A 12285-nucleotide genomic window follows, 5' to 3' on the forward strand; every position below is an offset into this window, starting at 1 on the left:
GTTGGAAATCAAAATTGAAACGGATAGGTTAATTATTCGCCCATATGAAAAAGAAGATTATGAGAATTGGTATGCGGAATATGACAAAAGGCTTCCATCCCAATATAAATATGATGATGGACGCCCTTCAGATATGCCGTCTTCCTCTTTCGACTGGTTTTGCGCCTGGATTGAAGGATTTCATAAAGCAGCAAGTAATGATGAAATGTACCAGTACGGTGTCTTTCGTAAAGAAGATGGAGTGAATGTCGGCAAAGTTGAATTATTCAAGATCTTAAGGCTGGATTATCAGTGGGCAATGATGGGGTACTCCATTCATAATCAATACTGGCAAATGGGCTATGGTTCCGAAAGTGTATCAGCCACCAAGGAATGGGCGTTTAAGAACTTAGGTTTTCATCGAATTGAATTGCATATTAATACAGACAATTTACCTTCCATTCGTCTTGCAGAAAAAAACGGTTTTAAATTGGAATGTACGAGAGAAAAATTCGCATTTGAAAATGGCGAGTGGACAGATTTTCTTATTTATTATCAACTCTGTAATTCATAAAGTGAAAAGGGTGTTACTCGATGAATGTCAACAAGATGTTATTTTTGGGAGTATTAATTCTTTTTCTTTTGGTTTCTTGTGGTGATGTACAGGAGCAAGTAGAACAAATTAATCTCCAATACTGGGATGACCATAAAGAAACAGTAATTTATAGAAACGACGAAGACACTATGGATACTTTTATACAAGCCGTAGAGAATGCAAAAAAAATGGAGAAACAAAAAATAATTAAGACCGAACCCCTGCTTTCTTTTTATATGCAAAAGGATGATCGAGTGGAAAATTACCATCTATGGATTAATACTGATAAAGAAGGCTTCATTCAACAATTACATCCACAAAGAAACGAAACTTTTCGTCTGGATGAAAGTGCAATTGAAAAATTAGCTTCATTTCTAATTGAAAAAGAAAACATAGAACTGATTGAAAAACAAATAGAATTTGAATAATTGTGGAGATGCAGACAAGAAAAGGGGAGAAATCTAAATGTATTGGTTTATTGGAGCTCTGTTCACATTATTAATTGGCATGGGTGTCTATATTGATTGGAGAAGAAAGAAGATTAATAATCATCCATTTAAATCAACACATCCACATGCGAAGCCAGGGGATGATTCGAATTACCGGATGGGGGATAACAACAATCATTCGGGTGGCGGAATGAATTAATACCTTTAGAATTTTAGGAAGGAAGTGCATGTATGGGGTTGGTATTAATCGTCGTTATTGCATATTTACCAATTTTTTATCGCATTCATAGACGACTTCATGTATTGGAGCAAGAAGTAGAAAGATTGAGTCAAGAAAAGAATATTTCATTAACTAGATAATTCTTATGAAGGAAGCCCGTCTTGAGGAAGGAATCTTGATGATGGCAGGAAATATACTTTATATTCCATACACCATTTTCATTGTTCTTTCAATTATTGTACTTTATCATGCACAAGAAAAAAGCCAACTCTTTCTCCAGAGTTGGCTTTAATTTTGTATAAGATACAATCCTTCTCATGATGAAGGATAGAAGGAGTACGGTCCAACATCTTCTATCCAAATGTGCGCGTTTTCACCATTCGGATCAGCTATCCATAAATCCCCTTTAGTATTCGCGATATCGATTTGTCTTACCCAAGTGATTTTATTAATCGAAGGCAAGAATTGTGGATAATAATCACCTTGATCTTTTGGTGGGTTAGTAATTTTTAATTGTTTCTGACTGTCTAAAGGTAAAAAATATAAGGATGGTTTAGGGCGCTTTTCAGGGTCATTTGACCATTCACTTTCTTTCACCCTGGATACAATAAGAGAACGCTCGTTAACCCATGTAAAGCCCATATCTGCATATTTTTTTGGTGTAAGGGTCAAAGTATGGTATGCAGGGAGTTCCGTTACTTTTAAGTCTTTATTTTTGAAACCAAATACAATTCGTCCTCCACCGGCGATGTAGCCGAGTAAACTATCCTTAAATGACCACTTTGGATTGAATTCGAAGATGACCTCGTCAAGAACGGTAAATTCTTTCCCATCTGCTGAAATGACACAAAGCATATTACTGTCCATCGACCAAGAAGCGGTAGGCGACACAATAAAAGATATCCATTTGTTATTTGGTGAATAAGCAAATGATTGGGCATTGATTGAAGGGATTTTGATTTCATCTTTCTGGAGTTCTTTTGGAAGCACAAAGAATTTATTCGCATTTTTAGATAAATCGCTGATGTTTTGATATCCAGCGGTTAATGAAATAGTGTAAAGGATTGGATTTGTCCATCCGTCTGGCCTTAAGGAAGCACTTGATGATGCGATAAAGCCCTTCCCATTCGGCTGCCATGCATAATCGTCAACACCGAGAGCGATGTTATAAAAACTCGTTAAGTCAGATATGTTCAACACACCACCGTTTTGAAACGCAACAATATTTTCAGTTGGTGACCACTTTGGATTATATCCATCATAAAAAATTTTACTTTGCTTTTTGGTTGTTAAATCATACACCCACAATTCATTTTCAATAACTCGACTTTCATTTATGGTAGCAGGTACTTCTTTTTGATAAAGAAGCATTTTCCCATCAAAAGACCATTGTGGGGGATTAGGATAATTTGATTTTTGATCGGTCACCTTTTTTTCTAACCCTTTATCTTTGATCCACAAATAGCCATCCTTAATATAGGCGACTTTTACTGACGAATCAGTTGGTGCCGCATTCGTCGTGGACGGGTATAAAAAACAAACGATCAAAAACAGATAAACAAACCTAGCCATATCATCACCTCTTAGATGTTATGTTGTACTGAACACTAGAACTTACACATGTAAAAATGGGAAAGTTTTTGCCGTTTAGTAAAAAGTGATATAATTGTCTGTATGTTTCACAATAATGGATTCGGGAAAAATATAGCCTGTGAAGAATACAAATTTTTTTCACCATCTATTTTTTAACTACTTTGCGAAATTTGTCTAATAATCAGTCGAGAAGGGAATTACATAAAAATGAGTTTAACTCCAAATGAAAGAATTAAATTACACGGTTTTAATAATTTAACTAAAACATTAAGCTTCAACATGTATGACATCTGCTACACAAGAACGAAGGAAGAGCGAGAGGCGTATATCAATTATATTGATGAACAATATAATGCAGAGCGTCTGACAAACATCTTAACCAACGTTTCAGATATGATTGAGGCAAACATTTTAAACATTGCCAAACAAGATTATGAACCACAAGGTGCCAGTGTAACAATTTTGGTTTCAGAGGGACCAGTTGACGAATCCCCATTGGAATCATTCAAGCAATCTCCAGGTCCTGATGCGGTAGTTGGACATTTAGATAAAAGTCATATAACGGTTCACACATATCCTGAGTACCATCCTGATGAAGGTATCAGTACATTCCGAGCAGATATCGATATTTCAACATGTGGCGAAATTTCTCCATTAAAAGCATTGAATTATTTGATTCACTCTTTTGAAACCGATGTTATGGTTATTGATTATCGTGTTCGTGGCTTCACAAGAGACGTAGAAGGTCATAAACTCTTTATCGATCATGACATCAATTCTATCCAGAACTACATTCCTGAGAGCGTTCAAGACGTTTTCCAAATGATCGATGTGAACGTCTACCAGGAAAATATCTTCCATACAAAATGTAAGCTGAAGAAATTCGATCTGAACAATTACTTATTTGGATACAAGGAAGATACGTTGTCTGAAGAAGAAAAGATTGAGATTACGAAGAAGCTGAAAAAAGAAATGGATGAAATTTTCTACGCAAAAAATATGGCTTAAATAGATAAAAAAGGACCCAATCGGGTCCTTTTTTCTATCCTGTCTTATAACCATCCGCGCTCATATTGTACCGGTGACTTGATTTCCGTGCGAAGTTCTTTTGCTGCACGATAAGGCCAATATGGATCCCTTAATAATTCACGTGCTAAAAAGATTAAATCTGCACGTTCATTTTTGAGGATTTCCTCGGCTTGAAGTGGGGAAGTGATCATTCCTACTGCACCTGTCGCAATCGGTGTCTCATATTTAATTGTTTCAGCAAACTTCACCTGATAGCCGGGGAATGAATCGATTGTTGCCGGGACATTCGCTCCCGAACTGACATCGATTAAATCAACGTCTTGTTCTTTCATCCATTTGGTCATTGTTACATAGGATTCTGGTGTCATGCCGCCTTCCGTATAATCATGTGCAGATATGCGGACAAACAATGGCCCTTCCCAAACACTGCGAACAGCGTCAATTACTTCGCGAAGTAATCGGTACCGGTTTTCGTCGCTTCCACCGTATTCATCCGTGCGTTTATTTGTCAGTGGGGATAAAAACTCATTGATTAAGTAACCATGTGCACCGTGCAGTTCAATGACATCGAATCCAGCTTCTTTCGCACGAATTGCACCATCTTTAAAAGCATTGACAGTTTTAGCAATATCATCTGTTGACATTTCAACTGGTGTTTTATATTGATCATTAAAGGCTAAAGGGGAAGGGGCAAAAATATCACCATCCACCGTCGCTTTACGGCCTGCGTGTGCAAGTTGGATGCCTGTTTTTGAGCCATGCACTTTCATGGTTTGAACGAGCTCAGATAAACCGGCTGTGTGCTCATCACTCCATATGCCAAGATCCTGTGCAGATATTCGACCTTCAGGTAAAACGGCAGTAGCTTCCAAAATGATTAAGCCAACTTGCCCCACAGCACGAGTTGGGTAGTGAACACGATGCCAATCTTCAACTTGCCCATCTTGATTGTGACTTGAATACATGCACATCGGTGCCATTACGATTCGATTTTTAAACGTCACATTTTTAATTGTATATTCTTCGAATAATTTAGCTTTTGCCATAAAATGCTACTCCTCCTTTATGTATATGAGGTAGTATAGCAAATTTACCCTAAATATAGCGCTTCCCAAGCTCACGGGAACGTGATTCAGCTTCGTTCAAGCAACTGCCAAGCATGTCGATAAACCCTTTTTCCTGCAATGCTTGAATCCCGGCTTCTGTTGTTCCACCAGGACTTGTGACATGTTCTCGCAAAGTAGCTGGAGAATCGGTTGATTGTTTTAACATCTCAGCTGAACCGGCCAATGTTTGGACGAGTAAGTTACGAGCAACGTGTGGGTCAAGGCCGCTCGCGACTGCAGCTTTTTCAAAGGCTTCGACAAAGTAATACACGTATGCTGGTCCGCTTCCGGATAAAGCTGTAATGACATGCAGCTGATCTTCTTCTACCTCGATGACGGATCCAATTGTACCCAGTAGTTTCAAGATTTCCTCTTTGTCTGTTTGAGTCATCATTTCATTCCAGGCTACTGCACTTGCAGACATTCCGATCGTAGCAGATGTATTAGGCATACAACGGGCAATTGGACGTTCGCCAAGTCCTTGAGCGATTGTTGTTATAGGAACTCCTGCAAGAATTGATAGCACCACAGCAGTTTTGGAAAGGTAAGGGGCTACTGCCTGCATGCCCGCCTGAACATCTTTAGGTTTCATCGCCAGAATAATCAATTCGGCTGTTTTTAAAACGTCTTTGTTTTCAGAAACGACTTGAACGCCGTATGTTTCGTTAAGAGAAGTCAACTTTTTGCGATCGGATTTGTTCATGACAAATACCTTTTCCGGGGCAACAGTCGCCTCTTTCATCCAGCCATGAATCATCGCTTTCGCCATTGAACCCGCTCCAACAAACACAATCGTTTTCATTGTTACTCCTCCTTTTTTGTATAAAAAAATGCGCTCCCGTCCTAATAAAAGGACGAAAACGCATGTTTCCGCGGTACCACCTTGTTTTGCCCCGCGTGGAGCACAACTTGTTCCTTCTTATCGCGAAGGTACGGCCATGTTTGCATGGCGGCTCCAAAGTAGGTTCATCCTGTGAGCGGAAGTGTGTCTTTCAGCCGGTGAACACACTCTCTTCATTCCTTCAACACGATTACTGATCTTTATCAAAGCCTGAACGTTCTAAATTATCGAAATTATAGGCTTGCAAATGAATAGATGTCAACTGAAGAATAGTAAAAAGAATTCTGGGTAATTTCAGTATATGCAATAAGGGTGTGATATTTCCCCATTTCATTTTAACTTTGTGATTCGATCGTGCTTTACCATTTATTATTTGAAAAGTGACGTGAACATGGAAAACTTGTACAATGGAGTGAATAGTGATTCATTTTAAGGAGAATGCCATATGATCCACAAACTTATTTTGCCTACACCTTTTGCGGTTGGAGATGTTAATGCCTATCTATTAAAAGGAGATTCGCTTTCGCTAGTTGATGCTGGTCCAAAAACACCCGATGCGTATGCAGCACTCGAACGTGGAATAAAAGAAGCGGGCTATTCGTTCAAGGACGTAGAACAAGTATTTTTGACCCACCATCACCCCGACCATGCAGGCTGGATCGATGCTTTTCCAAATGCCAAAGTATATGGCCATGCCTATAATGATCTTTGGTTGACGCGGGATCCAGCTTTTTTTGCCTATCATGATGAATTTTATTTAGAACGTTTGATTGAAGAAGGCGTTCCGCAAAAATATCATGCATGGGTCGAAAAAATGAAACGTCCAGTCGCTTTCATGGGCAATCGCCCACTTGATATGACAGTGGAGGAGGGCGATGCACTTCCAGGGCATCCAGGTTGGACGGTTGTGGAAACACTAGGTCATGCACAGAGCCATGTTTCTTTTTGGCATGCTGAAAGTAAAGAAATGATCGGCGGGGACCATATATTAGAAAAAATTTCATCAAACCCTTTGATTGAACCACCTTTAGATCCAAGTGCCGGTCGACCGCAAGCGATGATTCAATACAACGAATCATTAAGAAAGGTCATGACCATGCCTGTAGAGAAAATATACAGTGGTCACGGGAATGAAGTATATAATGTCCATGCATTGATTGCACATCGATTGGAAAAACAGCATGACCGTGCGATGAAAGTACATGCGATGCTTGCCGAGACACATCTAACTATTTTTGAAATCACTCAAAAATTATTCCCATCTGTTTATGAGAAAGAGCTCGGCCTGACACTTTCTGAAACGATTGGACAAGTAGATTATTTACTTGCTGAAGGACTCGCAATTGAATCACGAGATCAAGATGGGGTATTCACTTATGGACAAGCCTAAAACAGTTCTGATTACAGGTGCGACAAGTGGCGTAGGTATGCAAGTCGCAAATGATTTAAACAAACAAGGATACACCGTTTATGCAACAGGTCGTTCTAAAACTGCGCTTGAAAAACTCAGTTCTCTTGGTATTCATACAATAGAAGCTGACTTGTTGACTGATCATGGTTTAGAGAATGTTAGTCGTCAATGTCCGGCTCCAGATGTCATTGTTTTTTCCGCTGGCGTAGGAACGTTTGCTTTGGCACATGAGACTTCTGACCAACAAATTGATGACATGATGACCATCAATGTAACAACACCCATGAAATTGACGAGCAGGTTTTTACCTTTCATGTTAGAAAGGAAATCAGGGCATCTTATTTATGTCGCTTCACAAGCGGGGAAAATTGCTACACCAAAAGCTTCCGTCTATGCAGCGACGAAGCACGCCCTTCTTGGTTATGCTAACGCTACCAGAATGGAAGTCCAGCCTTACGGAATCCACGTGACGACAATCAATCCTGGACCTATCGATACACCATTCTTGGATTTAGCGGATTCAACTGGCACATATAAAAGTTCGCTGAAAAAGTTCTTGTTATCAGTCGGGGAAGTTTCAAGTGCGATTGTAAGAGTAATTGAACGTCCTGTACGTGAAGTGGACTTGCCTTGGTATATGGGCATTTCGAGTAAAGCATACAATCTGGCTCCTTCACTAATTGAACGGGTGGGACGAGATTTTTTCATGAAAAAATAAAAATGGGTAAAAGAGCAGCCAAAGTGGTTGCTCTTTTTTTGAATAATTAAACTTTTAAAATGTATGAGTATTCACTTGTATACATTTTTATTACATGTTATCATTCGTGTATATTAATTCATAATCAATGAATAAACATACATTCAGGAGGAATGACATATGAACAAAAAAGTAGTTCTCGCATATTCAGGTGGATTAGATACATCCGTAGCAATTCCATGGTTAAAAGAACAAGGTTATGATGTAATCGCTGTTTGTCTAGATGTTGGTGAAGGAAAAGATTTAGAGTTCATTAAAAAGAAAGCCATTCAAGTTGGGGCTGTTGAAAGTTATATGGTTGATGCAAAAGAAGAATTTGCAAATGAATATGCATTGCTCGCACTTCAAGCTCATACTTGGTATGAAGGAAAATACCCTTTGGTTTCGGCATTATCCCGTCCATTGATTTCGAAAAAATTGGTTGAAATCGCGCACCAGACAGGTGCAAATGCCGTAGCTCATGGCTGTACAGGAAAAGGCAATGACCAAGTGCGTTTTGAAGTATCGATTAAAGCACTGGATCCATCGCTTGAAGTGATCGCACCTGTCCGTGCATGGGGCTGGTCTCGTGAAGAAGAAATCGACTACGCAAAGAAAAATAACATTCCGATTCCAATCAATTTGGATAGCCCGTTTTCAATTGATCAAAATCTCTGGGGACGTTCGAACGAATGTGGCATTTTGGAAAACCCATGGGCTGCACCTCCAGCGGATGCTTATGATTTAACTGTTGCACTCGAAGATACACCAGATACAGCAGATATGATTGAAATTACATTTGAACAAGGTGTACCAGTCGCATTGAACGGTGTAGCATATCCACTAGCTGAGCTTATTTCCGAGTTGAATATTGTAGCTGGAAAACACGGCGTCGGACGTATCGACCATGTTGAAAATCGTTTAGTTGGAATAAAATCACGCGAAGTATATGAAGTTCCTGGAGCACACACACTATTATTAGCTCATAAAGAACTTGAGGACATTACGCTTGTAAAAGAACTAGCACATTTCAAACCGGTTATTGAGAAAAAATTAACCGAACTGATCTACGAAGGATTATGGTTCTCTCCTTTGAAAGTGGCTCTTGAAGCATTCCTGAAAGAAACACAAGTGTATGTGAACGGTGTGGTGCGTGTGAAATTATTTAAAGGTCACGCCATTGTCGAAGGTCGTAAATCGCCGAATTCGTTGTATGACGAAAAACTTGCGACTTATACAACGGATGATGAATTCAATCATGAATCTGCCGTAGGCTTCATCGAACTATGGGGTCTACCGACAAAAGTTCATGCCATGGTTAACAAAGGAAAAGAGAAGGTGTCGGTATGACCAAACTATGGGGCGGCCGTTTTCAAAAGTCTGCTGAAGAGTGGGTGGATGAATTTGGCGCATCCATCGGCTTTGATCAACAACTCGTCATGGAAGATTTGGCGTGCAGCATGGCACATGTAAAAATGCTTGGCGACTGCGGTATTTTACCTGCTGAAGACGTAAGCAAAATTATCGAAGGTCTCGGGCAATTGAAAGTAAAAGCCGCGAATGATGAGCTGGTATTTGAAGTTGCTAATGAAGATATTCATTTAAATCTGGAAAAGATGTTGATCGACTTAATTGGACCGGTTGGTGGTAAGATGCATACGGCTCGCAGTCGAAATGACCAAGTCGCAACTGATATGCACCTCTTCCTGAAACATCGTGTTGTAGAAATTATCGAGAGCATCAAAGCTTTTCAAAAAGCTATATTGACTCAGGCAGAACAACATATTGAAACGATTGCACCTGGTTATACGCATCTGCAACGCGCACAACCGATATCGTTTGCCCATCATTTGATGGCTTACTTTTGGATGCTTGAGCGTGATCAGGAACGTTTGTCCGAATCACTTAAACGTATTGATATTTCTCCATTAGGTGCCGGTGCACTTGCAGGTACGACATTCCCAATTGACCGCGAAAAAGCAGCCAATACTCTTGGGTTTGAGCAAGTGTACCAAAATAGCATGGATGCCGTGAGTGACCGTGATTTCATCGTGGAATTTTTAAGTAATGCATCACTTGTGATGATGCACTTATCGCGTTTCGCTGAAGAAATCATTCTGTGGTCGAGCCAGGAGTTTCAATTTATTGAACTCGATGATGCGTTCGCCACAGGCTCCAGCATCATGCCTCAAAAGAAAAACCCCGATATGGCGGAGTTAATTCGCGGGAAAACGGGTCGTGTGTATGGGAACTTATTTAGTCTGCTTACAACGCTAAAAGGATTGCCACTCACGTATAACAAAGACATGCAAGAAGACAAAGAAGGCATGTTCGATACGGTTCAAACTTTGAATGGATCACTTCAAATTTTTGAAGGAATGGTCAGAACCATGACAGTCCATACAAAGCGATTAAATGAAGCGGTGCATCAAGACTTTTCAAATGCTACGGAACTGGCCGATTACTTAGCAACAAAAGGCATGCCATTCCGTGAAGCACATGAAGTCACAGGGAAGCTTGTATTCCTATGTATCCAGCGCGGCATTTACTTGTTGGACCTAACGATAGAAGACTTGCAAGAAGCCAGTCATTTAATTCAACCCGATATCTATGATGTACTGTCACCCGAAGCGGCAGTGAAGCGAAGAAATTCGCTTGGTGGAACTGGCTTTGACCAAGTCCGTATGCAAATTGAAAAAGCAAAAACATTAGTATGAAAACATCCCACTTGTTAAGCAGTAGCTGACAGGTGGGATGTTTTTTGCTTATATGCAATAACTCGATTGATCAAGTTGAATGCTAATATATCTTTAGTGAAATTGTAACTTTATGAACTTTCCCCCGTCTTATTTCAAAAGGTGGGAAATATTGTGAAGACGAAGAGAATAATGATTACATACATTAGCATTGCTTTACTTATGTTGGTTGGGTGTGAAGAGAAAACTAGTAATCCAGTTGGAGAAGTGCAAAAAGTAGTAATTCTGACTCATAAAGCTGAGATTCAAGAGGTCCCAAGCTCAAGAGACGGGATTACGTTAGAAATGGAAAAAGTTCAGTATAAACCGTATGATAAAGAAATTACTTTAAACGTTATCAATGAAAGCACTAAGGATTTAACTGAAGGAAATCATTTCTACCTACAGAAAAAAGAGAATGGAATATGGTTTGAAATCCCGTATAAGAAGAAGATGTTTACAGAAGAAGGATTAATAATCAGAGAAAAAGCGTCAATGACTCTTAAGGTGAGCGAACTAAAGTATGAGTTTTCTCCAGGCGAATACAGAGCTGTTTTTAATAAACTAGCTGCTCCATTCGAAGTGACTTTAAACTAAAGCGAGCTGCCTCTATTTGGCAGCTTTTTGTGTGGAATTTTTATGAAAATCAATGAAACAGGACATTAATTCATGATTAGAACAAATTATGATAAACATCTTTTCTTAAACTCTCGATCCCATATGTAGAATAAAAGGAGGAAGATTTTATGAATCAAAAGGATAATCGCGAAAATAGTAACATCCCAACCTCAATAGGTGCGCCAGCAAGACGTGCACTAGATGGAGCTGGATATCTCAAGCTTGAGCAATTTACCAAAGTAAGTGAGGCTGAGGTACTGAAACTACATGGAGTGGGTCCAAAAGCGCTTGATATAATCCGACGCACTTTAATGGACAAAGGATTAACTTTCGCAAATGGTTCTGAGAATAAATAACTCAGTTCTGTATTGAAACTTTTACTTTTTCTTTTCGTCGTCAATATTAGATTAATTTTGAAAATGAATATTTTATTTCGGATACTGTTTGAGAGTCTACTTGAGGGGATGGAAGAATGGATAAGAGAAAGAAAAGATTATTCTCCTTCTTGATTTTAGTGATAATAATCGCAACAGGTTTTTTTATGAACGGAAAAATCACAACAGTGTTTGAATGGAAGCTAAATTGGGATATATCCTTGCCTTTACCGAAGAAAATTGAAGTCGTTTATACGAGTCGAGATGGTTTTCCTAGTGAAGGTGCCACCTATACTATTTTGGATTACAATCATAATCAAATCCAAAAAATATTAGAAAAAGATATGTGGTTATCAATTGATGAAACGTCATTGGATACGGTAAGAATACTTATTCAGAAATTCCAAAAAGAAGGAACCAATCTGAACAACAATGTAGAAGTAAATAAACAGGAAGTATTCATAAATAATCCTGTGCAATTCACACAAGACGATCAGTATTCTTATAAATTAATTGAAGATAATAGCTCTTTACTCGTCGTATTAAATAAGAATAATAAAAAGATATATGTAATGGAATCGATTCAATAATGGTTACTG

General features: G+C 39.0%; 15 protein-coding genes and 1 other annotated feature. Of the genes, 12 read left to right on the plus strand and 3 right to left on the minus strand.

Annotated features, from left to right (window positions below; genetic code table 11):
* Position 1 precedes the first annotated feature (1 nt).
* From M9R32_RS12485 to M9R32_RS12500, 4 genes are read left to right on the plus strand one after another with little or no spacing between them, the layout of a single operon-like run.
* Positions 2 to 553 (plus strand): GNAT family N-acetyltransferase, encoded by a 552-nt coding sequence (locus tag M9R32_RS12485; protein WP_269927068.1) that lies wholly within the window; start codon positions 2 to 4, stop codon positions 551 to 553.
* A gap of 20 nt (positions 554 to 573) precedes the next feature.
* Positions 574 to 1002, plus strand: a complete 429-nt coding sequence (locus M9R32_RS12490) for a YhfM domain-containing protein (protein WP_269927069.1) — start codon at positions 574 to 576, stop codon at positions 1000 to 1002.
* 37 nt (positions 1003 to 1039) lie between these two features.
* The gene (locus M9R32_RS12495) at positions 1040 to 1222 is read left to right on the plus strand and encodes a hypothetical protein (protein ID WP_269927070.1); all 183 of its coding nucleotides are present in this window, start codon (positions 1040 to 1042) and stop codon (positions 1220 to 1222) included.
* Positions 1223 to 1254: 32 nt separating this feature from the next.
* A complete protein-coding gene (locus tag M9R32_RS12500; RefSeq protein WP_269927071.1) occupies positions 1255 to 1383 on the plus strand; it encodes a hypothetical protein in 129 nt (42 codons plus the stop codon).
* Between the two features lie 175 nt (positions 1384 to 1558).
* On the opposite strand, the gene M9R32_RS12505 is transcribed toward M9R32_RS12500, so the two are convergent.
* Positions 1559 to 2815: a TolB domain-containing protein gene (locus M9R32_RS12505; protein WP_269927072.1), complete on the minus strand. Its 1257-nt coding sequence runs from the start codon at positions 2813 to 2815 to the stop codon at positions 1559 to 1561.
* A 228-nt stretch (positions 2816 to 3043) separates the two neighbouring features.
* Here M9R32_RS12505 and speD point away from each other — a divergent pair, with 228 nt between their 5' ends.
* Positions 3044 to 3844 carry an adenosylmethionine decarboxylase gene (speD, locus tag M9R32_RS12510; protein WP_269927073.1) on the plus strand — a complete coding sequence of 267 codons (801 nt, stop codon included), beginning with the start codon at positions 3044 to 3046 and terminating at the stop codon, positions 3842 to 3844.
* 44 nt (positions 3845 to 3888) lie between these two features.
* Here speD and namA read toward each other — a convergent pair whose 3' ends face one another.
* Together namA and proC are read right to left on the minus strand one after the other, a co-directional pair.
* On the minus strand, positions 3889 to 4911 hold the full coding sequence (gene namA / locus M9R32_RS12515; protein ID WP_269927074.1) for an NADPH dehydrogenase NamA: 1023 nt from the start codon (positions 4909 to 4911) through the stop codon (positions 3889 to 3891).
* A gap of 49 nt (positions 4912 to 4960) precedes the next feature.
* Positions 4961 to 5773: a pyrroline-5-carboxylate reductase gene (proC, locus tag M9R32_RS12520; RefSeq protein ID WP_269927075.1), complete on the minus strand. Its 813-nt coding sequence runs from the start codon at positions 5771 to 5773 to the stop codon at positions 4961 to 4963.
* A 45-nt stretch (positions 5774 to 5818) separates the two neighbouring features.
* Positions 5819 to 6028 (minus strand) — a binding site (T-box leader).
* Between the two features lie 229 nt (positions 6029 to 6257).
* Here proC and M9R32_RS12525 point away from each other — a divergent pair.
* The 7 genes from M9R32_RS12525 to M9R32_RS12555 all read left to right on the plus strand — a co-directional run bounded on the left by M9R32_RS12525 (position 6258) and on the right by M9R32_RS12555 (position 12276).
* Positions 6258 to 7202, plus strand: coding sequence for an MBL fold metallo-hydrolase (locus M9R32_RS12525; protein ID WP_269927076.1), 945 nt, complete (start codon positions 6258 to 6260; stop codon positions 7200 to 7202).
* Positions 7189 to 7941, plus strand: a complete 753-nt coding sequence (locus tag M9R32_RS12530) for an SDR family NAD(P)-dependent oxidoreductase (RefSeq protein ID WP_269927077.1) — start codon at positions 7189 to 7191, stop codon at positions 7939 to 7941. Before M9R32_RS12525 ends, M9R32_RS12530 begins: the two co-directional genes overlap by 14 nt.
* A 159-nt stretch (positions 7942 to 8100) precedes the next feature.
* A complete protein-coding gene (locus M9R32_RS12535) occupies positions 8101 to 9309 on the plus strand; it encodes an argininosuccinate synthase (protein WP_269927078.1) in 1209 nt (402 codons plus the stop codon).
* Positions 9306 to 10676, plus strand: coding sequence for an argininosuccinate lyase (gene argH, locus M9R32_RS12540; RefSeq protein WP_269927079.1), 1371 nt, complete (start codon positions 9306 to 9308; stop codon positions 10674 to 10676). The genes M9R32_RS12535 and argH overlap by 4 nt, the downstream gene beginning before the upstream one ends.
* A gap of 153 nt (positions 10677 to 10829) precedes the next feature.
* Positions 10830 to 11291 (plus strand): immunoglobulin-like domain-containing protein, encoded by a 462-nt coding sequence (locus tag M9R32_RS12545; protein WP_269927080.1) that lies wholly within the window; start codon positions 10830 to 10832, stop codon positions 11289 to 11291.
* Between the two features lie 149 nt (positions 11292 to 11440).
* Complete coding sequence (locus M9R32_RS12550) at positions 11441 to 11668, plus strand: helix-hairpin-helix domain-containing protein (protein ID WP_269927081.1); 228 nt, start codon at positions 11441 to 11443, stop codon at positions 11666 to 11668.
* A 116-nt stretch (positions 11669 to 11784) separates the two neighbouring features.
* Positions 11785 to 12276, plus strand: a complete 492-nt coding sequence (locus tag M9R32_RS12555) for a hypothetical protein (protein ID WP_269927082.1) — start codon at positions 11785 to 11787, stop codon at positions 12274 to 12276.
* The last annotated feature ends 9 nt before the right edge of the window (positions 12277 to 12285 follow it).

It is taken from the genome of Paenisporosarcina quisquiliarum (assembly GCF_027563315.1).
In the GTDB taxonomy this organism is placed as follows: Bacteria; Bacillota; Bacilli; order Bacillales_A; family Planococcaceae; genus Paenisporosarcina; species Paenisporosarcina quisquiliarum.